The sequence below is a fragment of the Billgrantia montanilacus genome (assembly GCF_003336675.1).
Lineage (GTDB): Bacteria > Pseudomonadota > Gammaproteobacteria > Pseudomonadales > Halomonadaceae > Halomonas > Halomonas montanilacus.
In genome coordinates, this window is record NZ_QPII01000005.1 from 264,792 (window position 1) to 287,374 (window position 22,583).

The window sequence follows — 22,583 nt, forward strand, 5'->3', positions numbered from 1 at the left end:
CCGTATCATGAGCCATCGTCCCCTGTTACTGCTGCACGGCTGGAACGACGAAAGTAAATCATTCGAGAGGCTGGTTGGGCACCTGCGCAAACGGCTGGGGGCAGGGCGCATTCAGCGCATTGCCATCGGTGATTACCTCTCCAAGGACGATGCCCTGCGCTTCGATGATTTGCAGGCGGCCCTGGATCGTGCCTGGACGCTGCAGGGGCTGCCGCGCGATGCTGCCAGCGTTGACCTCATCGTACACTCTACGGGTGGCTTGGTGATTCGCGACTGGCTGGTGCGCCACTTCGCTCCCGATGCCGCGCCGGTCAAGCATCTGGTGATGCTCGCGCCGGCCAACTTCGGCTCGCCGCTGGCCCACATGGGCCGTTCGATGCTGGGGCGTATCACCAATGGCTTCTTCAGCCGCCAGGCGGGGCAGGCGGTGTTGGAGACCGGGGCCAATATCCTGCGCGGCCTGGAGCTGGCCAGCCCCTTCAACTGGGCATTGGCCATGCAGGATCGTTTCGCTGAGGGCGAGGGCATGTATGCCCCCGGTCGGATCCTGTGCACCGTGCTGTGCGGCAATACCGGCTACGGCGGGATCCGCTCATTGGCCAACGAGGAGGGCGGCGACGGCACCGTCCGGCTGGCCACGGCGAACCTCAATTGCGGCCATATGCAAATCGCCTTCCGCGAAAAGGAGCGCGACAGTGGCCGAGTCACCGTGCCTGAGGTGGTCGACTACCGGCCGTCCAGCGGACGCAGTGCCTTTCGGATTCTCGATGGCCTGGATCACTCGGCGATCAAGCTCGACGCCGCCGAAAGCCGACTGAGCGGTGGTCAGAAGGAGGCACTGGCGCTGATCGAGCGAGGCCTGACCATCGACGACGATGCGTTCGACGACTTCTGTAACGAATGCGATGCGGCCAACCAGCAGCTGACCCGCCAGCCGGGGGATAGGCGTGGCAAACCGGGCTTCCAGAATACCGTGGTACGCGTGCGCGACCAGTTCGACGCGCCGGTGGGGGACTACCTGATCGAGTTCTACGACCCCCGCCGTTCGGATGGTGGTTCACTGGCACGCACCATTCACGAGTCGGCGATTCGCAAGGTGCATAGCTACCGGGCCGACACCTCGCTGCGTAGCCTGTACATCGATACCACTCGATTGTGTGACGCAGTGGGGCGTGCCGACACCCGGCTTGGCATGTCGATCACCGCCGAGCCGATGCTGGATGAGGACGAGCATAATGCCCGTTACACCCCGGTGGGGTTTCGCACCCTGGCCGACGAGGACATCGAGGATCTCTGCCTGGACGTCGACCAACTGAGAGCACTTTTCCAGCCTCATCGCACTCTGCTGGTGGATATCTGCCTACACCGTTCCCAGGCCGACAACGTGTTCCGACTGAACGATCCGCAAGACTGACTGGCTGGGGCTTCAATGGCTACAGAGGCGCCCGCCTGAGCCCTCGCGCTGGCCCACCAGCTGCTGGAAGCAGGGCGACTGCTCCAGCAGCTCGGCGCCGATTTGGCGCAGCGCATCCACCTCCTCGCTGGGTAGCCGGAAGCGGGTGGGAATGCGCTGGAAGCGCTCCCGCTCGGCGTCGTCCTGCAACTGATCGAAGCCAACGTAGATGTAGTAGAGATCGATCTGGTGCATCCCGGTACCGGCCTCCAGAGAGAGACGCTGGGCATCCTCGCGGTCGCGCAGGGTCTCCCTGAGCAGTTCGACCGTATCGAAGGAATAGTTGGCCAGGGGCGTGGTGGCGATGGTGTTGATCACCCGCTTGGGGCCGGGAGAGCGGGGCGAGGTGTCGAAGTCTGCCGCCAGGTCTTCCGACTTGGCGTCCACCACGATCACCACCAGCTTGTCGACGATTTCCCGGTTCATCTTGTTCAGCACGCTCCACTCCACCTCTTGCAGGGTGGGTGCACGCAGAGCGTCGAGGGCCGGGCGCAGGCCGATATTGTCGGAGACGCCGCCGTCGAGCAGATGCACGTGGTCTCGCTCGGGCTCCTGGTAGCGCTGCCAGTGGCGCGCACGATAGTAGCGGCGGGGGTTGGTATTCAGGCCCTCCAGGGCATTGGCCACCCAGGGCGGCTCCTGGTAGCCGCAGCGTCCGGGGTAGCTGTTGAGCGTCAACGGCGTGAAGGCGATGGGAAAGTTCGACGAGGCCGCCACGGCGCGTGACAGCGGGATACTGTCGAGATCGACGCACATGGGGTCCAACTGGGACTGCACGAAGGTGAACTGGGACCCCTTGTCCATGTCGGTGGCATTGATCAGCAGGAAGGGCTTGCGGCCGTCATCCGCCAGGTCGGCGAAGCTGGCCTGGTCGAAGAGCCGCTCCTGGTAGACCTCCTCGGCGAGTTCGATGCGCCCGAAGGTAGGCGAGGCCAGCCTGGCCCAGTTGTAGGGGTTGAGCAGCCGTCGCTTCAGGTCCGACTCGACGTCCCGATAGAGGAAGTCGCGCTGAAACCGGCCTCCCTCCTCGAAGATGGCGTCACGGTGCAGCCCGTAGTAGGCCGCGGTAAAACTGCCGCCGGATACCGACGAGATGACATCCACCTCGTCCAGCAGGTTGCGCGGCTCCCCGTCCATCTCGACCCAGCTGTCACGCAGCGTTTCCAGCACGCCGTAGGCGAGGGCAGCGGCCCGTGTGCCCCCGCCGGAGAAGCTGAGGATCACGAACAGCTCCTCGCTGTTTTCCGCGCCCTCGAGGTTGGCATAGCGGTAGCCGCTGCCGGTATCGACACGTTCCAGGGGTTGGGCCTCGGGGAAGGAGGCGCAGCCGGCCAGCACCGTCAGCGACACCAGCAGGCCGATCGACCGCTTGGCAACGGGGCTCACCGACTCGGCTCCTTGAGGGTGAACTCGACGACCAAGGGCGCCGAGGGTAGGGTCTCGACGATCTCCACTCGCTGGCACTCGGGCTCGAAGTCCGGCGGTGGGGCCAGCGTCACCGTATACCAGCCGGCATCGACCTGGCACACCGACTGGGTCCAGGCGGCGGGCTCGCCGTCGATCCAGACCTCGCGGCGCTGGGGGAAGACCACCTTCAGATACTCGGCCATGGCATAACTCCTATAGCGTCTTGAGGTATTCGATCAGCGCCGCCTTGTCATCGTCGTCGAGCTGGGTACCGAACGCGGCGCCCTCATGCCCCTGATTGCCGTTGCCCGGCTCGGCGGTGTCATACAGGAAGCCTTGGCGTTCGGCGGCCTCGCCGTCATGGATGAAACCCAGGCGCTCGGGGTGGTAGACGTCATAGCCGCGGTAGAAGCGCCTGGGGCGCTGATCGGCAGGCTGGAGCAGGTCTTCCAGGGTGGGGACCGAGCCGTTGTGCAGGTAGGGTGCACGCAGCCAGATGCCGGTGAGCGGCTTGGCCACATAGCCGTCGGTCTTGACGAAGGCGTTGAAGTCCCAGGGGTATTCCTCGGCGTAGGCGTTGTAGCGCTCGGCGGCCTCGGCGGTCCACATCTCGAGGCGGTGGGGGTCGGTGCCGACCTCCGGCTGGGGTATCACAGTGCCGGTTCGAGCGCCCTCCAGGCCGTGGCAGCCGGCGCAGGTCTGCTGGAACACCGCTTCGCCCTCTGTGGCCAGGCCGGGGTCGAGATCGTCCAGGAAGGGGTAGGGCGGCGGACGCTTGGTCAGCAGGTACGCTTCCAGGTTGGCGAGGTCGTCCACGGGCAGCGAATCCGGGCGTGCACCGTCACCGATGGCGCCGCTCAGCACCACCTCGGTCAAGGAGTCGTTGAGGCCGTCCCAGTGCAGGGCGAAGCCCTCCTGCTCGTCCATCGCCCACAGCGGCATGATGTCGGAGTTGCCGATGGTGTCGTCCTCGGCGGGGTCTAGTGCCAGCAGGTCTGGGTGAAACTTGACCGGGTTGAAGGGGTCGATGCGCCCCGGCCCCCAGCGCGGGCGCTCGTCGGTCCAGGTGAAGCGGGTGGCTTGTTCCTGAAGTCCGTCTCGGGTTCGCGGAATGATCAGGAAACGGTAGAGCAGGCGGTCGAGCCAGGAGAGGTCGGTCTCCGCCTCGATGGCCGGCAGCAGGGCGGCGGCGGTGAAGTCCGGGTCATTGGCGGCATTCCCCAGGAAGGTCAGGTAGGCCTGGGGATCGAAGGTCTGGTGGGGGCCGGTAGGCACGATCTGGCGTTCGGCGTCTTCAGCGATGCGGTAGCTGGCGGTGTGGCAGGCCGCGCAGTTGATGGCGATACGCGGGAAGCCGATGGTCTTCCTGGAGAAACCGGTCGGGGTCGCCTCGCCCTCCTCCCAGAGCATGCCCAGGGCGGCGTAGCCGCCTTCCCCGGGCAGGTGCTGAGGGAAGACATCTGGCAGCACGCGCCAGATCCAGTAGGGAATGCCCTCTTCCTGCTCGGCGCCGATGGAGCCGTAGAGATAATAAGCCTCGACGCTGTCGAACCGCTGTGGCTCCTCGCGGAACAGCTGGTACCAGCCAACGACGGCAATTGCCCCGCCGGCTATCAGCAGCAGGATCAGCCATACCCACCAGCGCCGCGAGGTCCTTGAAGTATCTCGGTGACTGGATGCCATGGCTGTCTCTCCTCGAGTTTGGGAAACACTGCACAAATGCCTACGCGAGCGAATCGCTGCGTTGCGCGGTGCCGAAGCGTCGGACCGGCGGATCCTCACCTATACCCCATAGGCTCCGGTTGACTCGCAGCCTTCGGCTTCTCGCCCCTTCGGGGCCAGCCTACGGCTGTTTGTCGCTTCGCTCGGTTCTGTGCTCCGGGCGCCTTGCGCTTCATCTCGCTCGTCGATTTGTTCAGCGCTTCCTTTGTTATGCCGTTTTTTCGGCGCGGCAAAGCAGCAGCAGGATGCCCTGGGTCACGCCGAAGAAAAGATCGATCAGGGCGAACAGTGGAAACTGCGGATGGAGCAAGGTAAAGAACACCACCCCGGCGAAACGTGCCAGGACGGTCAGCACGGCGATGGCCCGGAAGTGAAAGGGATCGAACGCCGCCGGCAGATAGAACAGGCTGAGCAAAATCAGCAGCCAGGCGGCGAAGGCGGGCCACACTGTCTCGACAACGGGGTCTCCCCCGACCAGGCTGATCACCGCGTTGGGGACAAATACCGCAGGCAGGGCGAAGAGGAGGTTGGCCATCACGCCCAGCAGTACCATGGCACGAAATCCCGCTGCGTAGCTGGCCATCCCCCGACGCCCCCCTGCTCGTAAAATGCGCCTCTGGTCCCTTTCTGGTGGTAAGTCAAACCCTGTGCTAGAGATTAGTAGTCAAGTTCGGTGAGGTCACGTAAGACTTGTGTAACTGAGATCTCTAGGAGTCTGTCGGATTTGACCGATCGTCACGAGAGATTTGGATTTCGAGACAAGTTTATCGATCTGATGAGGCGAATAGCCCGCTATTTAACGAACCAGATCGAATGAAATTGGCCGAAAGACCGGATCTCGCAGTAGATCAGCGTTAAGTCCGACAGGCTCCTAGGCCTTGGGGAGTTTGAGGTTGCCGGTCGACACCCATTCGTTGCGTTGGCAGCAGCGGTATTGGTCAGGGGGGAGTCCCATGTTTGGTCAACGGGGTGGTAGCGGTCTGCTCGGTCGCGCCTTTCGGCGTATCAATCGGCGCCGTCAGTGGTATCGATTTCCCTTCCCCATCGCCGTTCTCAATCTCGTCGCTCTGCGCCGCAACCTGCGCTGGCATAACCTCTACTCTACCGAACGGGAGCGTCCGCAGGATCCCGAGCGGGAAAACATCGACGTGCACCAGTTCCGCACCGCCGACGGCAGCTACAACGACCTGGCGGAACCCGCCATGGGCAAGGCGTATACCCGCTTCGGGCGCAACGTGCCGCCTGCCGAGACCTTCGGCGAGACCGGCGAGAGACTGATGACACCGAGTCCCCGGGTGATCAGTCGTCGCTTGATGACGCGAGATCCCTTCGTGCCGGCGACCACTCTCAACGTCCTGGTCCCCGCCTGGCTGCAGTTCATGGTCCACGACTGGTTCAGCCATGGCAGCAACGACACCGAGGCCGAGCGCTACGAGGTGCCCCTGGACGAGGACGATGACTGGCCCTGGGAGCGCATGACGGTGCTGCGCAGCCGCCGCGACAGCACCCGCTCGGCCGCCGATGAGGGGCATCCCGACACCTTCCTCAATACCGAGACCCAGTGGTGGGATGCGTCCCAGATCTACGGCAGCAGCCTGCGCCGGCAGCGCCTGGTGCGCACCGACCCCGACAGCGGTGAACTGCTGGCCGACGGCAAGCTCTACCTCAAGCCCGATGGCCACCTGCCGCAGGATGAGCATGGCATCGAGCTGGCCGGTACCAACGGCAACTGGTGGGTGGGGCTGTCGCTGATGCACACCCTGTTCGCCATGGAGCACAATGCCATCGTCGACCGCCTGCGCATCGAGCATCCCGACCGCGACGGCGAGTGGCTGTTCCAGAAGGCCCGGCTGGTCAATGCGGCGCTGATCGCCAAGATCCATACCGCCGAGTGGACCCCGGCGCTGCTCGATACCCCGGAGCTGCGGCTCGGCATGCGCGCCAATTGGTGGGGCGTGCTCGACGAGCACTTCTACCGCAGCCGGGGGCGTGTCAGCGACAGCGAACTGTTCAGCGGCATCGTCGGCTCGCCGGTGGATCACCATGCCGCACCCTACGCCATCACCGAGGAGTTCAGCGCCGTCTATCGCATGCACCCGCTGATTCCCGACGATTTCAGCTTCCGGCGTCTGGACGACGACACCCTGATCAAGGAGTGCGGCCTCACCGAGGTGGCCGGCTCTCTGACCCAGGCGCTCTATGAAGAGATGCCGCTCAGCGATGCGCTCTACTCGCTGGGCACCAGCCACCCCGGCGCCCTGGTGCTGCACAATTTTCCGAGGCACCTGCAGCAGCACGAGAAGCAGGCGCCCCATCATCGAATGATCGACCTGGCCACGGTGGATGTGCTTCGCGACCGCGAACGCGGGGTGCCGCGCTACTGCCGCTTCCGCCGCTTGATCGACATGTCGGCCCCCGCGAGCTTTGCCGAGCTGACCGACAATCCCGAGTGGCAGCGCGAACTGGAGGCGGTCTATGGCGACGTGGAGGAGGTCGACCTGCTGATCGGTTGCCTGGCCGAGACCCCGCCACCCGGCTTCGCCTTCAGCGATACCGCCTTCCGGATCTTCATTCTGATGGCCTCGCGACGCCTCAAGAGTGACCGCTTCTTCACCGATGACTACACCCCCGAGGTCTACACCCAAGCGGGCATGGAGTGGATCGACAACAACGGCATGAAGTCGGTCATCGGACGTCACTTCCCCGAACTGGCGCCGCGGCTGGAAGGTGTGCGCAATGCCTTCTTCCCGTGGAACCGCGGATAGCGTGGGAGGCAGCATGGCTAGACGCCTGCACATCCCCGGGCTGATCAGCGTTCTGGAGGTCACCGATCCCGGTGAGATTCGTCTGCTCGACGGCGACTCACGCCTCGACCGTTCCCTGGCACCCAGTGGCGGCTTTATCAACCGCCTGCGCCTGGCGCGCCTGCGCGGTGCTTTCGTCTTCGATGGTAAGCCGCTGCCGGCCCTGCTGGGCCGCGAGGCCGAGGGGCGTGAGTCGCGCCACGCCGAGCTGGGGCGGCGCCTGGACGAGGGCGCCGGGGCAGCGACCTGGCGCCAGGACCCGGCCTTCAAGACCCTGGTGGAGGGGGTCGCCGGCCAGGCCGATGTCGAGGCGCTGGGCCCCGCCGCCCAAGGGCTGCTGGGGCGGCGGTTCCACGACGATTACCGGGCCGACGAGGCGATCTTTGCGGCGGCCCGTCGGCTCAATGACTATCCGCGCACCCAGGCGTTACGTGCCCTTCTCCAGCGCCTAAGCGGCCAACTCCGCCGCGACCGCCAGCTGCTGCATGACAGCGCCCGGGGGGATGCCATGACCCTGCATGCCACCAGCGTGGCGGTGCATAACCTGGTGGGGGCGCTGGAGGCGATGCGCGCCCTGGCCGGCACGCCAGGCGCCACGTCGCTGCCCCAGGCGGCGGTGCTGGCACGCTGCCTCAGCGTGCCGGAAACGCTGCTGCGCCAGGTGCTGGCGCCGCTCTCGACACCGTGTTCCCCGCATCGCCTGGTGCCCGGCGATCTGGTACTGCTGCGACTCGCCGAGGGTGTTCGGCGCAGCGGCGACCGGGAGTTGGCCTTTATGAGCGATAGCTGGGCGCGCTGTCCGGCCCAGCGTTTCATCCTGGCGCTGCTGGCCGATATCTGGGAGCGGGCCGTGGCATCCCGGTCAGGGGAGGGCGGACGATGAGCGAGGATGTCATCTTCTCGCCGCTCAAGTGGCGTAACCTGGAGGTCAAGAATCGCCTGTTCCGCTCGAACATTTCCGGGCGATTCGACAACGAGGACGGCAGCCTGACCCAGACGCGCATCAACTGGGAGTGCCAGTTTGCCCGGGGCGGCGTCGGCGCGATCATCTCCTCCTTCGTGCCGGTGCAGATGGAAGGGCGCATCATCGCCGGCTATGCCACCATCCACCGCGATGACTTCATCCCGCTGTGGCAGCGGCTCGGCGAGGCGGTGCACCGCTTCGACTGCAAGTACATCCTGCAGCTCAGTCATTCCGGCCGGCAGATGGATCTCCCCGGCGTCCACAATCAGCATCGCCGGTCGCTCAGTTCAACCGACCACAAGGAGTCCCTGCACGGCTTCCTGTGCCGGGCCATGAGCGGCCACGAGATAGAGCGCACCATCGAGGCCTTCGCCGACGGGGCCTGGCGGGCCCGGGAGGCCGGGCTCGACGGGGTGGAGCTGCACGCCGCCAACGGCTACCTGTTCACCCAGTTCCTGAGTTCCGCCATCAATGACCGGCGCGACCGCTACGGCGGCTCGCTCGCCAACCGGGCCCGCTTCCTGCTGGATGTGATCCGCGCCATTCGCGAGCGGGTGGGACCGGACTTCCACCTGCAGGTCAAGATCAGCGCCGTGGACCAGAACGACATCCTGCCCTGGGAAGGCAAGGGCAATACCCTGGCGGAGAGCCTGCAGGTGTGCCGCTGGGTCGAAACGGCGGGCGCCGATGCCCTGCACGTGTCGGTGGGCAGCCTGTTCCCCCACCCCCTGAACCCACCGGGGGACTTCGCCTTCGACACCATCGCCAGCACCTACGACGCCATGCTCTCCGCCGGCACCAACACCTTCCGCAACTACCTGCTGTTCCGCTACAGGTCGCTGCGCTGGATCTTTCGCTGGCTGTGGTCGCGTCACCAGCGCGGCCACGTCGTGGAGGGGGTAAGCCTGGACGAGGCGCGTGCCGTACGCCAGGCGGTGGGCATTCCGGTGATCAGCACCGGGGGTTATCAGCGCGCCGCCCTGGTACGCGAAGCCATCGCCAGCGGGGCCTGCGACGCGGTCTCCAGCGCCCGCGCGCTGATCGCCAATCCCGACTTGCCCCGGCAGTGGCAGGCCGGGCAGGATGAACCGGAACGTCCCTGTACCTTCTGCAACAAGTGTTTGCTCAACGCGCCCAAGAATCCCCTGGGCTGCTACGAGCTGTCGCGCTTCGACGGCGACCACGAGCGCATGATCGCGACCCTGATGAGCATCTACGACACCCGTCCCGAGCTGCGCCTGCCCCCGGTGCCGCCAGCGCAGAATCCGTGAGGCTGCCATGAGACGACAGGAGCCGTCCGTCACCGCCGTGCAACAGGAGGCCCGCCGCCGGCGCTGGCGACGCCTGCCGCTGACCCTGCTCGTCCTGGCCGTGGTGGCGGCCGGCCTGCTGGCCCTGGCGATCGGTGTGCCGACTGTGTGGCGCTACAGTGGCGAGTCGGTGCGTCACTACGCCGACCCGGAGACCCACTTTCGGCATGGCTCCATCGGCAGCGAGGTCAGCGGCCTGCCGGTGCGGCTGTGGCGGGTACTGCCTGACCTGTTTCCGGAAGTCTTCGACGATCGGCACTACGAGGTATTCGGTTTTCTCTACGCGCCGGGCGACGAGGCGAGCCGTGGGGATCTGCCCATTGGCGTCGGAACCCGGGAGATGCGCGGCGTGGACGTCGCCTGGTTCAACTGTGCGCTCTGCCACGTGGGGACGGTCCGCGAGTCGCCGGATGCCGCACCGCGACAGATCGCCGGCATGCCGTCCAACAACCTGGACCTTTACGGCTTCATCGGCTTTTTGCTGGAGATCGCCGATGACCCGCGGCTGGCGCCGGACAGCGTGCTGGCGGCCATGGACGAGCAGGGGCAGTCGCTGGGCTGGATCGAACGGCGGGTGTGGCGCTATGCGGTACTGCCCCGGGTGCGTGAGGGGCTGCTCGAGACCCGCGCCACGCTCGCGCCACTGCTGGCCGAGCAGCCCGCCTGGGGGCCGGGGCGCGTGGATACCTTTAACCCCTACAAGCTGCTGCAGTTCGACATGAACATGGATGAACTGGCCGAGGCGGAGCGGATCGGCACCAGCGAGTTCCCCGCCGTCTTCCTGCAGCGCCCCCGGCAGGGCATGGATCTGCACTGGGATGGCAACAACGCCTCGCTGCAGGAGCGCAACCTGAGCGCCGCCATCGGGGCCGGAGTGACCGAGGAGAGCGTCGATCACCGAGGCATCGAGCGGGTGGCCGACTGGCTGCTGGACCTCAAGCCGCCGCCCAGCCCCTATCGTCCCGATCCCGAGGGGGTGGCAGCCGGCAAGCCGCTCTACATGCGTCACTGTGCCGACTGTCACGGCTACCAGGAGGGCGAGCGCTACGTCTTCGAAGGGGAGCGCCTCGGCCAGGTGGTGCCCAACGAGCAACTGGGCGTCGATCCGGCCCGGCTCGACAGCTACACCGAGACCCTGCAGCGCTATCAGCTGACCCTGTTCGAGGACGACGAGCGCTATCGCTTCCGGCACTTCCGCAAGACCGATGGCTACGCCAACCTGCCCCTCGACGGCCTCTGGCTGCGCGCACCCTATCTGCACAACGGGGCCGTGCCGACCCTGTACGACCTGCTGCTGCCACCGGTGGAGCGCCCCCAAGCCTTCGTGCGCGGGCTGGACGTGCTGGATGAGGAGAAGGGCGGTTTCGTGGCACCCGACTGCACGCCCGGCGAGCCCCTGGTGGAAGGCTTCTGTTTCGACACCAGCCAGCCCGGCAATGGCCGCCAGGGGCATACCTACGGGACCGAGCTGACGGTGCAGGAGCGCTCGGATCTGCTCGATTACCTACTGACCTTTTAGGCTTTGTCCGAAAAGTCGGCGAGCGCAGCCAGTCTTCGACAGAGCCTAAGCAATTGGCCCAGGAGCACTGATATGCAGACCTCAAACGATGTGTTCGCGACCTATCGGCGGGTGATGACGGTGGGGATCGCTCTCAACGTGCTGCTGGGCCTGTGGCTGTGGCTATGGCCCGTCAGCCTGCTGGGCGTGATGGGCGCCGACCTGCCGTACCCGCTGACCTGGGTGCGCTACGCCGGCCTGGCCATGATCGTGGTTGGACTGCTCTACCTGCCGGCTGCCCTGGCACCGCTGCACAATCGGCTGGTGGCGCTGCTGTCGATACTGTTTCGTGGCCTTTTCGCGCTGTTCTTCTTGTTCGCCACTGGCCTTCTATGGCTGCCGGCGCTGTTCGAGGCGCTGTTCGCCGTGCTGCAGGGCGTGACCTTCTGGCGGGCCTGGCGCGGCGACCTGATGGCCAAGCCCTGACGCAGGGGGGCGGCGAATGGCACCCGTCGTTTACCTGTCGGTCATTTCAGATTTTTCTGCTATAACTAGGCCTATAGACTAAAAATGGTGACGGGATGTCATTGACTGGCTTGCTGTCGATAACTCGACGGTATGCGCTCGCAGGGATACTGGCCGGGCTGTCGACGACAGCGGCTGGCAGCGTAGTGGGTTCAGCGTCGGTGCCTGCCTTGGGATGGGCGGTGCTCGCTATCGTAGTCATTGCATGCATGGCGTTGGCGGCAGTGGGCGGTGCCTGGTGGGACCGTCGCAGAGGAGGGCGGGAGCGCGCTGACTCGTCGGCCGACAAGGCAGGGCTGGCCAATGATTCAGATGACATGGTCTCTTTGCCATGTGGTATTTCCACGGATATCACCGAGTGCCATGCGATCCAGGAGAGCAACTATCGCCTGACCTTCTATGATCCGCTGACCGGCCTGCCCAACAGGCGCCTGATGCTCGATCGCCTGGAAATGGTGGTCAAGGGTTCTCGGCGTACGGATCGCTATGCAGCGCTGATGTTCATCGATCTGGACAATTTCAAGTTGGTCAACGACACCCAGGGACTCTATCAGGGCGACCACCTTCTGCGTCACGTCGCCAAGCATCTATCGAATGTCGTGCGGGAGAGCGATACCCTGGCCCGCCTGGGGGGAGATGAATTCGTCCTGCTGATCCATGATCTGGCTCCCAACCAGGAACAGGCGGCTCACGCGGCCGAGGGCGTGGCCAAGAAGCTGTTGACTTGCATTCTGGAAGCCCAGCAGGATCAGGAGCAGGTCCTGACCCTGCCGATTACCGGCAGTATCGGCGTCACGCTGTTTGCCGATGGCGAGATCAGCGTGGAAAGTGCCATGCAGCAGGCCGACATGGCGCTGCAACAGGCCAAGGGGGCGGGGGGCAATACCCTGCGTTTCTTCAATGCCAAGATGCAGGCCACGGTAATGGCGCGTGTCCATCTGGAAGCCGACCTGCATCAGGCACTGGCTCGGGATGAGTTTCGCCTGCATTACCAGGTGCAGGTCGATTCCCTGTCCTGCGTCACCGGGGTCGAGGCGTTGATTCGTTGGGAGCATCCGCAGCGTGGCATGGTGTCGCCCGGCATGTTCATTCCCCTGGCGGAAAAGAATCGGCTGATTCTGCCGATCGGCTACTGGGTCCTCGAAACCGCATGCCGGCAGTTGGCTGCCTGGGCGCGGGAGCCGGAGTGGGAGCGGTTGAGCATCGCCGTCAACGTCAGTTCCGTGCAGTTCCACCAGCCGGACTTCGTGGCGAGGCTGCAGCACATACTGGAGGAGACGGCGGCCAACCCGCACCGGCTGACGCTGGAAGTAACCGAAAGCCTGCTGATGGATGATCACCAGCGGGTACGCACTATCATGCTGCGTCTCAATCAGCTCGGCATCCGTTTCGCCCTGGACGACTTCGGTACCGGCTACTCTTCGCTGAACTATCTCAAGCGGTTGCCGCTGGACGAGTTGAAGATCGACCAAGCCTTCGTCAACGGCGTGCTCGACGATCCGGTGGATGCGGCCATCGTCCAGGCCACCATTACCCTGGCGGCGAGCCTTGGCCTCGACGTGACCGCCGAAGGGGTGGAGACCGAGGCGCAGCACCAATGGCTCCGGGCGCATGGCTGCGAAGCCTTCCAGGGTTATCTCTTTGGCAGGCCGCAGCCAGTGACGGAGCTGCAGGTCGATCAGCTTTCCTGTATCTACGATGCGTGAGAGTGCATCGGTCGGCTTTCCCTCCGGCTCCCTGTCTGGGGTAAGCTATGTCACATGCCAGTCTTCCGCTACCGCACTTCACTAAACCACCGGAGAGTCTTCATGCCCTTTCGTTCCTTGCTTGCCGCCGCCGTGCTGATGCTGCCGCTGACCGCCGTGGCAGAGTCGCCCAATATCGTACCCGGCCAGTGGCAGTTCACCAGCACCACCTCGGTCAAAGGCGACATGCCGATCCCCGACCAGACCGAGAGCCATCAGGAGTGCATCGTGCAGGGCGACCTCGACGATGCCGACTTCCAGTTCCTCGAAGTGGAAGAGGGGTGTGAGCTGCTGGAGCACAACGTGTCCGCAGACGGTGTCGACTACAAGATGGTGTGCCACGCCGATGGTGGCCAGGCCGATATCAATGGCCGGATGGATTTCCTGGGTGAGCGCGTCGAAGGCAACGTCAATATCCAGACCGAGTCGCCGATGGGTGAGATGGTCATGGATACGACGATCGAAGGCGAGCGCCTCGGCGACTGCTGAATGGCTGATAGCCGCGGGACATGCGAAGGCCACCCCCCAGGGTGGCCTTCGCCGTTCATGCCTTCTGGCTGTCGGTGCCGTCCTGATTGGGAGTCCCGTCGTTTCCGGCGGTCATCTCCGCTTCCAGGCGGCGTTTGACATCGCCAGGGGAGCCGGTATGGCGGGCCAGCAGGTCGTAGGCAACCGGTACCACGAACAGCGTGAACAGGGTGGCGGCGGCGACGCCGGAAAGAATCACCGTGCCGATCACCATGCGCGACTCGGCACCGGCACCGCTGGAGACGATCAACGGAATGGAACCGGCCATGGTGGTCACCGCGGTCATCAGGATCGGCCGCAGGCGCGTTACCGCGGCGTCGAGCAGGGCATCGCGGAAGGCCAGACCCTCGTCGCGCAGCTGGTTGGCGAACTCCACGATCAGGATACCGTTCTTGGCCGCCAGGCCGATCAGCATCACCAGGCCTACCTGGCTGTAGATGTTGAGCGATTGGCCGGTGACGAACAGCCCCAGCATGGCGCCACTCATGGCCAGAGGCACGGTGAGCATGATCACGAAGGGGTGGATGAAACTCTCGAACTGGGCCGCCAGTACCAGGAATACCACCAGCGCACCCAGGATCAGTAGGAAGGTGGTGGCCCCGCTGGCCTGGCGGAAGTCGCGGGAGGCGCCGCTGACGTCGGTCTGGGCCTGCCCGGGCAGTACCTCGGCGGCGGCGGCTTCCAGGTAATCCAGGGCTTCGCCCAGGGAGTAGCCGTCGGCCAGGTTGGCTTCGATGGTGATGGCACGCAGTCGGTTGAAGCGGTTCAGGGTGCTGGCACCGGCGAAATCGGAGAAGTTCACCAGGCTGGCCAGGGGAATCAGCTCACCCGAGCGTGCCGAGCGCACCTGGATGTTGTCCAGCGCGCGTGGGCTGGCCTGGCTACCCCGGTCGCCCTCGAGGATGACGTCGTACTCCTGGCCGCTGTCCAGATAGCGCGTCACGTTGCGGCCACCCAGCAGCACCTCGAGAGTACGGCCGATCTCGGTGATGGTGACGCCCAGGTCGGCCGCGCGGGGATAGTCGATATCGACGCGTAGCTGCGGCTGGGTCTCGCGATAGTCGCTATCCAGCCCGATCAGTCTCGGGTTGTCCTCGCGGATATGATTCATCAGGGTGTCGCGCCACTCGGCCAGCTCTTCGTAGGTGCCGCCGCCCAGCACGAACTCCACCGGCTTGCTGATACGCTGGCCAAAGCCCTGGCGCATCACCGGGAAGGCCTGCACCCCAGGCAGATCGGCCAGCTCCCGGCGAACCTCGTCCATGATCGACCAGGCATCGCGACGCTCGCCCCAGGGGGCCATGCTGATGATGGCGAAGCCGTTGTTGAAATTCTCGATATTGCCGAAGCCGCGCGGGGCGCGCACTACCACTCGCTCGAGTTCGCCGCTCTCCAGCATGGGGGCGAGCCGGACTTCGATCTCATCCATGTAGTCCATGATGTAGTCGAAGGTGGCACCCTCCGGGCCGTTGACCAGGATGATGAAGCTGCCGCGATCCTCCTGCGGGGTGTACTCGCTGGGCAGCAAGTCGGCGAGCCAGACGGTGGCGGCAATCAGCGCCACGAACACCGCCAGCACCGCGGCACGCGCCTTGAGCACCCAGACCAGCAGGGCGCGATAGATCTTTTGGGTGAATTCCAGCAGCCACTGTACGGCCAGGGCGATGCGGCCCTCGTGCATCGAAGGCTTGAGAATCTTCGAGGCCATCATCGGGGTCAGGGAGAGCGCCAGAACGCTGGAGATGGCCACGGCGGCGGCCATGGTCAAGGCGAATTCGGTGAACAGGCGGCCGACGTTGCCCTGCAAGAAGCCCAGCGGCACGAACACGGCGATCAGCACCAGCGTGGTGGCAATGACCGCAAAGGCGATCTGGCGGGTGCCGCGGAAGGCCGCCACCAGCGGGGTCTCGCCATAGTCGTGCATGCGCCGGTGAATGTTCTCCAGTACCACGATGGCGTCATCGACAATCAGGCCGATGGCCAGCACCAGGGCGAGCAGCGTCAGCAGGTTGATCGAAAAGCCCATCAGGGCCAGCGCCATGAAAGCACCGATCATGGCCACCGGCACCGTTACCGCGGGTATCAGGGTGGTACGCACATTGCCGAGGAACAGAAAAATCACCACGACGACCAGGCCCATGGCGATGAAGAGCGTGACCACCACCTGGTGGATGGCACCGGAAACGAATACCGAGGCATCGTAGTTGAGGGAGAGCGACATGCCCTGTGGCAGGCTGTCCTGCACCCGCGCCAGCTCTGCCTGCACACCCTCGGAGACCTCCAGCACGTTGGCAGTGGACTGTTTCATGATTCCCAGGCCCACCATCGGCACGCCGTTGGCGCGGAAGATCGAGCGATCCTCTACCGAGCCGATTTCCACTCTCGCCACGTCGCCCAGGCGCACCAGGTAGCCATCGGGGCTCTGGGTCAGCGCCAGGCGCTCGAAATCATCGGGCTGGTTGAAGGTACGCGGCAAGCGGACCATGAACTGCCGGTCGCGGGACTCGATCGACCCGGCAGGCAGCTCCACGTTCTCGGCGCGCAGGGCGCTTTCCACATCGCCCACGGTGAGGTTGCGGGCCGCCAGGGCATTGCGGTCGAGCCACACCCGCATGGCGTACTCCCGTCCGCCCCCCACGCGTACCCGCGCCACGCCGGGCTGTACCGAGAAGCCGTCCACCAGATAGCGGTCGGCATAGTCGGTGAGCTCGGGAATCGTGTAGTCGTCGCCGGTGAGGGCGAGCCACAGTACCACCTCCTCGCTCGAGTCGGCCTTCTGCACTTCCGGTGGGTCGGCTTCGTCGGGCAAGTTGCGCAGGGCGCCGGAAATGCGGTCGCGTACGTCGTTGGCGGCGGCATCGATGTCCATGTCCAGCCGGAACTCGATGTTGATCCGTGAACGGCCATCCTCGCTGGAGGAGGTGATCAACTGTATGCCCTCGACCCCGGCGATGCGGTCTTCCAACTGCTGGGTGATCCGGGTTTCGACCACGTTGGCCGAGGCGCCGGGGTAGCGGGTGTCGATGCTGACCACCGGCGGGTCGATGGAAGGGTACTCCTGCAGCGGCAGGCGCTGCATGGCCAGCAGGCCGAAGGCCACGATCAGTAGCGCCAGTACGGTCGCCATCACCGGGCGCTGGACGGAGAGGTCCGAGAGCCGCATCAGGAGCTTTCCTCACTGCGGTTCTGCTCGAGTATCTTGCGGATCGTGGCATCGTCGTCGGCGATGCCCAGCAGCCTCACGCTGTCCCCCTCCCGTGCACGCTGCAGTCCATGATTGACCACCAGTTCACCCTCGGCCAGGCCTTCGAGTATCTCGACCTGACCGGTGCGGCGCTCGCCCACGGTGACGCGGCGGCGTTCGAGCCGGTTGCCGTCGGCTTCATCGATCACCATCACATATTGCCGGTCACCGCTGGGAACGAGGACCGATTCCGGCGCCACCACGGCCTGCCGAGGGCTGCGCTGGACAACGACCTCCATCAACATGCCTGGGCGCAGCCGAAGCTCGGGGTTGGCCAGTTCGGCGCGAACGCTGACGCTGCGGCTGACCGGGTCGACCCGCGAGCCGACGCTGGCGACCTCGCCCTCGAAGACAGCGTCGGGAAAGGCCGCGCTATGCGCGGTCAGCGGCAGTCCGGGCTCGAGAATCGCCAGAAAGACCTCGGGCACGTTGAAGTCGAGCTTCATCACGTCGGTCTTGTCCAGGGTCACCAGCTGGGTTCCGGGGGTGACCAGGCTGCCCACGCTGATGTTGCGAAAGCCCACCCGGCCGTCGAAGGGGGCGCGCAGTTGGTAGTTGGTCAGGCGCGCCTCCAGCCCCTGGATCTCGGCTTCCACCTGGCGCAGCCGTGCCTGGCTGTCCTCAACGTCGGCGCGTGGCGCCATGTTGCGCTCCTGCAGCTGGGTGAGCCGGTTGACTGCACTGCGTCGCTCGTCGCGCTGGGCCTGGGCGGCACGTAGCTGTGCCTGCTGCTCGCCATCCTCCAGGCGGATCAGCATCTGGCCGGCTTCGACCAGGTCACCGTCGCTGAAATTAAGCTCTGCGACGATCTCGGTAACGGTAGCGGAGAGGGTGACGCTCTCGTCGGCGCGCAGGGTGCCCAGTGCCTCGAGGGGGTCGGACCAGGGCTCCAGCGTCACGCGGGAGGCGATCACCGCGGTGCGCTCCTGGGCGGCAAGCGGCAGGCTCAGCAAAAGCAGGGCGAGTGATAGCAGCAACAATGATGGCAGCAACAACACAGTGTCGCGCCACGTGGGGGGCTTGAGGCGTGAAATCGTGTTCATTGGGGCTCTTGTGGTGTATCGAACGATGCATGACTGAAGACGACCCAATCCATTGGGGCACCGCTGATAATACTAGCCACGCGGCTTGGCGGAAGTGTGACAACAATTCACAAGTTCCACGCAGCGAATTTAATTGTACATATATTGTACAAAAAGGGAAGGGAAGAAGTGTGGGTAGGGCAGGGCGTGATTGTTGGAACCCTTTCCCTGGAATGCTTTTTTGGTAGGCTTGTTGACCCTTGCCCAGTCTGGTGCAGCCGTTTTCTGTACAGCTCTGGATGGCGTGGTCGTATGCGACTGCTACAATGCGCGCCCTGATAGCAGCGGCCAGGAGACAAGAGCGCATGACCTATGACGTGGTGGTGATCGGGGCGGGGGCCGCCGGGTTGATGTGTGCGCTGACGGCCGGCTATGGCGGGCAGCGGGTACTGGTCGTCGATCATGCCAACAAGGCGGGCAAGAAGATCCTCATGTCCGGCGGGGGGCGCTGCAACTTCACCAACCTGGCGACCACTCCGGCCAACTTCTTCTCCGCCAACCCGCATTTCTGCATTTCGGCGCTGAAGCGCTACCGGCCCGAACACTTCGTGGAGCTGGTTGAGCGCCATGGGGTCGACTATGTGGAAAAGGCGCCGGGCCAGCTGTTCTGCGCTGATTCCGCCAAGGAGATCCTGCGGGTCCTGCTCACCGAGTGCGACTGGGCCGGGGTCGATATTCGTCTGCAGTGCTCGGTGGAGAGGGTCGAGCGGCTGGGGGAGGGCATGCAGGTGCTGACGTCACAGGGCCGCATCGAGACCGGTGCCGTGGTGGTGGCCTGTGGCGGTCTGTCGATTCCCACCATGGGGGCGACCGGCTTCGGCTATGACATCGCACGGCAGTTCGGCCTTGCGGTCACCGACACCCGCCCCGCGCTGGTGCCGTTTATACTGACTTCGCAGTGGAAGGCGCGTGCGGCGGCGCTCTCGGGCGTGGCCTGCGACGTGGCGGTCAGCGTGCTGCGTGATGACCAGCGACAGGGGCCGGGGCGCGAGCAACACTATCGCGAGCCAATGCTGTTCACCCATCGGGGGCTCTCGGGGCCGGGCATGCTTCAGATTTCCAGCTACTGGCTGCCTGGCGACGAGCTCGAGATCGACCTGCTGCCCGGTATCGATGTCGGAGAGGCCCTGGCTACCGCTCGTCGGCAGAGCCCGAGACGCCAGCTGTCCACCTGGCTGGGCGAGCGCCTGCCCAAGCGATTGGCCCAGTCGTTGGGTGAATGGTACGGCCAGGACCCGCTCCTGGCCGATCTCTCGAATGCGCGCATCGAAACGTGGCAGGGGCACCTCAACCGCTGGCGGGTCAAGCCGGCGGGCACCGAAGGCTGGCGCACCGCGGAGGTGACCATGGGCGGCGTAGACACCCAGGCGATCTCCTCGAAGTCCTTCGCCGTGGAGGGGCTGCCTCAGCTACGCTTCATCGGTGAGGTGCTCGACGTTACCGGAGAACTCGGCGGCCACAATTTCCAGTGGGCCTGGTCCTCGGGGGTGGCTTGCGGCAATGCCCTGTAACAGAGCTCTGTGACAATGCCCTGAGAACGCCGCCTGGCGCTTGCGCCAGTGTTCCCTGTTTCAAGCCCCGATGGTCCATGTTGATAGTCCATTCTCAAGCTGGTGGTCTATGCTCATGGCAGGAACGCAGGTTGGAGATTGCGCGATGTCCATGATTGCCATACATGATTCCTCGACCACCGATGGCTCCTATGCCGACCAGGTGGTCGATGAAGCCGTTCGACAGGCCGAGGAGAGAGGCTGGGAGGCGGTACGCCTGACGGAAGTGGCCCGTGCCCTAGAGCTGCCCATGTCACTGGTGTTGACCCGATTTCGTGATCTGGATGCCGTGGCCAATGCCTGGTTCCAGCGGGGACTGCAGGCAATGCTCACCAACAAACCGGACACTTTCGAGGACTGGCCCGAAAGGAGTCGCATCGAACACTGCCTGCTGGCCTGGTTCGATGCTTTCTCTGCCCATCGTGAGGTCACCGTGCAGATGCTGCAGACCAAGGCCCACCTGCCGCATCTGCATACCTGGGTACCCATGGCCTTCGACCTGTCGCGCACCGTCCAATGGCTGCGCGAAGCGGCGCAGCTGGAGGCGCGCTACGGGACTCGCAGGGCCCAGATCGAGGAGGTGGCACTGACCAGCCTGTTCCTGGCAACCCTTGCTGTCTGGTCCCGAGACAGCAGCGATGGCCAGCACCGGACCCGGCAGTTCGTTCAGCGGCGGCTAAAGGGCGGGGAAAACTGCATGAAGTGGATTCCGGGGATGAAGCGCAAGGCGGCCAGCCCGGCTTCGGCTTCCCTATAGCGGGTAGTTACCATCGGTGAAGAAAGCAGCTGTTGGAGCGCCCGGTTCGGCGTTCCGACTCTGTGTTGCGACTGGCGCCGGCAGGCGCCTTGGCGGAGGCTGAAACGTCAGTGGTTGTCGCCAACGCCGGTAACACCGCCGGGAGTCCTTCGGCCTCCAGTCGCGAGCTAAAGCTGCTCCTACAGCTGCTTATCTCTCCCTTGGTGGAGAGGGTCGCTGTTGGAGCGCCCGGTTCGGCGTTCCGACTCTGCGTCGCGACTGGCGCCGGCAGGCGCCTCGGCGGAGGCTGAAACGCCAGCGGTTGTGTCGGGCCTTAGAGAAAGCGTCCACCCGAGGCTATCGCCACGGTGACAAGGCCGATAATCAGATTGATCCCGATCCAGCGGCGTATCTGAGCCAGATGCTTGCCCCCTTCGAGCCAGGCATGGCCGTCGACTGCCGCCTTGAGGCGAGGATAGGGCACGAAATAGATGTGGCCGAAGATCCCCATCATCACCAGGCCGGTGAGCAGCATCAGGTGGATGTGCCAACGGGCGCCGGCCATGCCGAATACCGCGAACAGCATCCATAGCCCCGTACCCAGCAGCACGAGCACGGCCAACCAGACCCAGGGAAAGAAGCGTTTGAACACGCCAACCCAGAGCGTCAGCCGCTGCGGCGGTTCCAATTGCCCCCCCGCTATCGGGCGCAGGATCATCCAGGCGAAAAACATGCCGCCCACCCAGATGACCGCGGCAAGCATATGTAGGGTGATGGCGAGCGCCATTGGTCGTCTCTCCTATCGTGTTCCGGCGATGTCCCGTGTGCCTAGAGCCTGTGCCACTCAAGCCCTGAGTCGCCCAGGTCCTGTGTCACGAGAAAGGCGGCTAGCGAAACTGGTCGTACAGTCGGCGTGCGCGATTGAACAACAGTGCGCCAGCAGCGATACGTTTGCCGGCACGAACCAGCGCAGAGGGGTGTCGGGCGCTTTGCAATACGGCAAGGCCGCCCGCGGCGAGTATGATACCCCTGAACCGCATCAGCGAGCGCCAGCCATCGTCGAGGGGCCGGCTGGCTTCTCGCCAACGGCTGGATTCCACCAGGATATCGATCCGCTGTTGCTCGATGGTCGCAAGCAACCTGGCCTTGCGTTCGGCCCTGTTGGGGGGCTGGGCATGCTGTCGCTCAGTGGCGTGGCTGGTCACGAGAGCTCTCCACCAGGTCACGGTCGCTGGCCAATTGGGCCAGCGTCTCCTTCAGCAGAGTATGGCGCCGTACCAGGCGCATCACCAGTAGTGCAAGCATGAGGCCACCACCAAGCAGTACGGCGGCGCTGATTGCGATGGCCGCCAGTCGATGCGTGTCCCAGAAGATCACCACAACCAGCAGCATCAGCATGCCAAGCCCCAGCAGCATCAGCAGCAGGCTCAAGCCGGAGAGCAGTAGCAGGGTGAACAGTCTCGCCCGTTCTTCTTCCAGCTCGAGTACGACGAGGCGCAATCGGGTCTCGCCGGCGGTAACCAGGCTGCTCAGCAACCGTTTGCCGGCGCTGAACAGCCGTTGTGCCGGTCCTTGGCTCGATTCCATCAGCGACGTCCGATGAGCATACCGATGACGATGCCGGCCACGGCCCCAAGGCCGACGCTGGTCCAGGGGTTGTCGTGAACATAGCGGTCGCAGGCATCGACCTGGTGAGACACGCTATCACGCGCTTCGTCGTAGAGACGCTCGCCACGCGATTCGAGTCGGTCGCGGGTCTCTTTCAGGCGCTTTTCGGCTCGTGCGCGCAGGTCCTTGATGTTGCTTCGGGAGTCGTCGGCGGTGGCGCTGACCAAGTCCTCGATCATGTGAGTCAGGTGGTGCAGATCTTCCTTGAGTTGTCGGGCGGTGTCGTCAGTACTGGGCTTGCGAGATGCCATGACGGTCTTCCTTTGACGATGAGTGACAGGCTCAGCATAGCATTCGTTGGTGTGACTTCAATGCACGTCATTCTGTCGCAGGCGTTCAAGGCAGCG

The 22,583-nt window shown here is 64.7% G+C and carries 20 protein-coding genes; 10 read left to right on the top strand and 10 right to left on the bottom strand.

The features are described from left to right. The first annotated feature begins 7 nt into the window (after window positions 1–7). Window positions 8–1,414, top strand: a complete 1,407-nt coding sequence (locus tag DU505_RS09750; protein WP_114478788.1) for an esterase/lipase family protein — start codon at window positions 8–10, stop codon at window positions 1,412–1,414. 12 nt (window positions 1,415–1,426) lie between these two features. On the opposite strand, the gene DU505_RS09755 is transcribed toward DU505_RS09750, so the two are convergent. The 4 genes from DU505_RS09755 to DU505_RS09765 form a co-directional block, all read right to left on the bottom strand. Further along, complete coding sequence (locus tag DU505_RS09755; RefSeq protein ID WP_181872784.1) at window positions 1,427–2,839, bottom strand: patatin-like phospholipase family protein; 1,413 nt, start codon at window positions 2,837–2,839, stop codon at window positions 1,427–1,429. Continuing rightward, window positions 2,836–3,063, bottom strand: coding sequence for a hypothetical protein (locus DU505_RS22555; RefSeq protein WP_181872785.1), 228 nt, complete (start codon window positions 3,061–3,063; stop codon window positions 2,836–2,838). Before DU505_RS22555 ends, DU505_RS09755 begins: the two co-directional genes overlap by 4 nt. 10 nt (window positions 3,064–3,073) lie before the next feature. Next, entirely contained in the window at window positions 3,074–4,543 is a 1,470-nt protein-coding gene (locus tag DU505_RS09760; protein WP_114478790.1) for a c-type cytochrome, read from the bottom strand. A 247-nt stretch (window positions 4,544–4,790) separates the two neighbouring features. Beyond that, the gene (locus DU505_RS09765) at window positions 4,791–5,165 is read right to left on the bottom strand and encodes a hypothetical protein (protein WP_114478791.1); all 375 of its coding nucleotides are present in this window, start codon (window positions 5,163–5,165) and stop codon (window positions 4,791–4,793) included. 370 nt (window positions 5,166–5,535) lie between these two features. Between DU505_RS09765 and DU505_RS09770 the strand changes: the two genes are divergently transcribed. From DU505_RS09770 to DU505_RS09800, 7 genes are all read left to right on the top strand, one after another. After that, window positions 5,536–7,347: a peroxidase family protein gene (locus tag DU505_RS09770; RefSeq protein WP_114478792.1), complete on the top strand. Its 1,812-nt coding sequence runs from the start codon at window positions 5,536–5,538 to the stop codon at window positions 7,345–7,347. Window positions 7,348–7,360: 13 nt separating this feature from the next. Continuing rightward, the gene (locus DU505_RS09775) at window positions 7,361–8,269 is read left to right on the top strand and encodes a hypothetical protein (RefSeq protein WP_114478793.1); all 909 of its coding nucleotides are present in this window, start codon (window positions 7,361–7,363) and stop codon (window positions 8,267–8,269) included. Further along, a complete protein-coding gene (locus DU505_RS09780; protein ID WP_114478794.1) occupies window positions 8,266–9,621 on the top strand; it encodes an NADH:flavin oxidoreductase in 1,356 nt (451 codons plus the stop codon). The genes DU505_RS09775 and DU505_RS09780 overlap by 4 nt, the downstream gene beginning before the upstream one ends. 7 nt (window positions 9,622–9,628) lie before the next feature. Further along, window positions 9,629–11,179, top strand: a complete 1,551-nt coding sequence (locus tag DU505_RS09785; RefSeq protein ID WP_114478795.1) for a c-type cytochrome — start codon at window positions 9,629–9,631, stop codon at window positions 11,177–11,179. A 72-nt stretch (window positions 11,180–11,251) separates the two neighbouring features. After that, the gene (locus tag DU505_RS09790) at window positions 11,252–11,644 is read left to right on the top strand and encodes a hypothetical protein (protein WP_095621012.1); all 393 of its coding nucleotides are present in this window, start codon (window positions 11,252–11,254) and stop codon (window positions 11,642–11,644) included. A gap of 221 nt (window positions 11,645–11,865) precedes the next feature. Continuing rightward, window positions 11,866–13,389 carry a putative bifunctional diguanylate cyclase/phosphodiesterase gene (locus DU505_RS09795; protein ID WP_245947864.1) on the top strand — a complete coding sequence of 508 codons (1,524 nt, stop codon included), beginning with the start codon at window positions 11,866–11,868 and terminating at the stop codon, window positions 13,387–13,389. 102 nt (window positions 13,390–13,491) lie between these two features. Beyond that, on the top strand, window positions 13,492–13,917 hold the full coding sequence (locus DU505_RS09800; protein WP_114478797.1) for a DUF3617 domain-containing protein: 426 nt from the start codon (window positions 13,492–13,494) through the stop codon (window positions 13,915–13,917). Between the two features lie 55 nt (window positions 13,918–13,972). Here DU505_RS09800 and DU505_RS09805 read toward each other — a convergent pair whose 3' ends face one another. Further along, a complete protein-coding gene (locus DU505_RS09805) occupies window positions 13,973–17,119 on the bottom strand; it encodes an efflux RND transporter permease subunit (protein WP_114478798.1) in 3,147 nt (1,048 codons plus the stop codon). Next, window positions 17,119–18,243: an efflux RND transporter periplasmic adaptor subunit gene (locus tag DU505_RS09810; RefSeq protein WP_114478799.1), complete on the bottom strand. Its 1,125-nt coding sequence runs from the start codon at window positions 18,241–18,243 to the stop codon at window positions 17,119–17,121. The genes DU505_RS09805 and DU505_RS09810 overlap by 1 nt, the downstream gene beginning before the upstream one ends. Window positions 18,244–18,587: 344 nt before the next feature. Here DU505_RS09810 and DU505_RS09815 point away from each other — a divergent pair, with 344 nt between their 5' ends. After that, complete coding sequence (locus DU505_RS09815; RefSeq protein ID WP_114478800.1) at window positions 18,588–19,793, top strand: BaiN/RdsA family NAD(P)/FAD-dependent oxidoreductase; 1,206 nt, start codon at window positions 18,588–18,590, stop codon at window positions 19,791–19,793. A gap of 145 nt (window positions 19,794–19,938) precedes the next feature. Next, a complete protein-coding gene (locus tag DU505_RS09820; RefSeq protein ID WP_114478801.1) occupies window positions 19,939–20,589 on the top strand; it encodes a ubiquinone biosynthesis protein COQ9 in 651 nt (216 codons plus the stop codon). Between the two features lie 313 nt (window positions 20,590–20,902). On the opposite strand, the gene DU505_RS09825 is transcribed toward DU505_RS09820, so the two are convergent. The 4 genes from DU505_RS09825 to DU505_RS09840 form a co-directional block, all read right to left on the bottom strand. Next, complete coding sequence (locus tag DU505_RS09825; protein WP_114478802.1) at window positions 20,903–21,355, bottom strand: CopD family protein; 453 nt, start codon at window positions 21,353–21,355, stop codon at window positions 20,903–20,905. A gap of 100 nt (window positions 21,356–21,455) precedes the next feature. Further along, window positions 21,456–21,773: a YqjK-like family protein gene (locus tag DU505_RS09830; RefSeq protein WP_114478803.1), complete on the bottom strand. Its 318-nt coding sequence runs from the start codon at window positions 21,771–21,773 to the stop codon at window positions 21,456–21,458. After that, complete coding sequence (locus DU505_RS09835; RefSeq protein ID WP_114478804.1) at window positions 21,754–22,155, bottom strand: phage holin family protein; 402 nt, start codon at window positions 22,153–22,155, stop codon at window positions 21,754–21,756. The genes DU505_RS09830 and DU505_RS09835 overlap by 20 nt, the downstream gene beginning before the upstream one ends. After that, window positions 22,155–22,487, bottom strand: a complete 333-nt coding sequence (locus DU505_RS09840; protein WP_114478805.1) for an ElaB/YgaM/YqjD family protein — start codon at window positions 22,485–22,487, stop codon at window positions 22,155–22,157. The genes DU505_RS09835 and DU505_RS09840 overlap by 1 nt, the downstream gene beginning before the upstream one ends. Between the last annotated feature and the right edge of the window lie 96 nt (window positions 22,488–22,583).

What these genes read in the sequence shown, in the direction of transcription:
- DU505_RS09750 (WP_114478788.1), top strand. Translation starts at nt 8, where the DNA reads ATGAGCCATCGTCCCCTGTTACTGCTGCACGGCTGGAACGACGAAAGT.
- DU505_RS22555 (WP_181872785.1), bottom strand. Translation starts at nt 3,063, where the DNA reads ATGGCCGAGTATCTGAAGGTGGTCTTCCCCCAGCGCCGCGAGGTCTGG.
- DU505_RS09760 (WP_114478790.1), bottom strand. Translation starts at nt 4,543, where the DNA reads ATGGCATCCAGTCACCGAGATACTTCAAGGACCTCGCGGCGCTGGTGG.
- DU505_RS09765 (WP_114478791.1), bottom strand. Translation starts at nt 5,165, where the DNA reads ATGGCCAGCTACGCAGCGGGATTTCGTGCCATGGTACTGCTGGGCGTG.
- DU505_RS09770 (WP_114478792.1), top strand. Translation starts at nt 5,536, where the DNA reads ATGTTTGGTCAACGGGGTGGTAGCGGTCTGCTCGGTCGCGCCTTTCGG.
- DU505_RS09775 (WP_114478793.1), top strand. Translation starts at nt 7,361, where the DNA reads ATGGCTAGACGCCTGCACATCCCCGGGCTGATCAGCGTTCTGGAGGTC.
- DU505_RS09780 (WP_114478794.1), top strand. Translation starts at nt 8,266, where the DNA reads ATGAGCGAGGATGTCATCTTCTCGCCGCTCAAGTGGCGTAACCTGGAG.
- DU505_RS09785 (WP_114478795.1), top strand. Translation starts at nt 9,629, where the DNA reads ATGAGACGACAGGAGCCGTCCGTCACCGCCGTGCAACAGGAGGCCCGC.
- DU505_RS09790 (WP_095621012.1), top strand. Translation starts at nt 11,252, where the DNA reads ATGCAGACCTCAAACGATGTGTTCGCGACCTATCGGCGGGTGATGACG.
- DU505_RS09800 (WP_114478797.1), top strand. Translation starts at nt 13,492, where the DNA reads ATGCCCTTTCGTTCCTTGCTTGCCGCCGCCGTGCTGATGCTGCCGCTG.
- DU505_RS09805 (WP_114478798.1), bottom strand. Translation starts at nt 17,119, where the DNA reads ATGCGGCTCTCGGACCTCTCCGTCCAGCGCCCGGTGATGGCGACCGTA.
- DU505_RS09810 (WP_114478799.1), bottom strand. Translation starts at nt 18,243, where the DNA reads ATGAACACGATTTCACGCCTCAAGCCCCCCACGTGGCGCGACACTGTG.
- DU505_RS09815 (WP_114478800.1), top strand. Translation starts at nt 18,588, where the DNA reads ATGACCTATGACGTGGTGGTGATCGGGGCGGGGGCCGCCGGGTTGATG.
- DU505_RS09820 (WP_114478801.1), top strand. Translation starts at nt 19,939, where the DNA reads ATGTCCATGATTGCCATACATGATTCCTCGACCACCGATGGCTCCTAT.
- DU505_RS09825 (WP_114478802.1), bottom strand. Translation starts at nt 21,355, where the DNA reads ATGGCGCTCGCCATCACCCTACATATGCTTGCCGCGGTCATCTGGGTG.
- DU505_RS09835 (WP_114478804.1), bottom strand. Translation starts at nt 22,155, where the DNA reads ATGGAATCGAGCCAAGGACCGGCACAACGGCTGTTCAGCGCCGGCAAA.
- DU505_RS09840 (WP_114478805.1), bottom strand. Translation starts at nt 22,487, where the DNA reads ATGGCATCTCGCAAGCCCAGTACTGACGACACCGCCCGACAACTCAAG.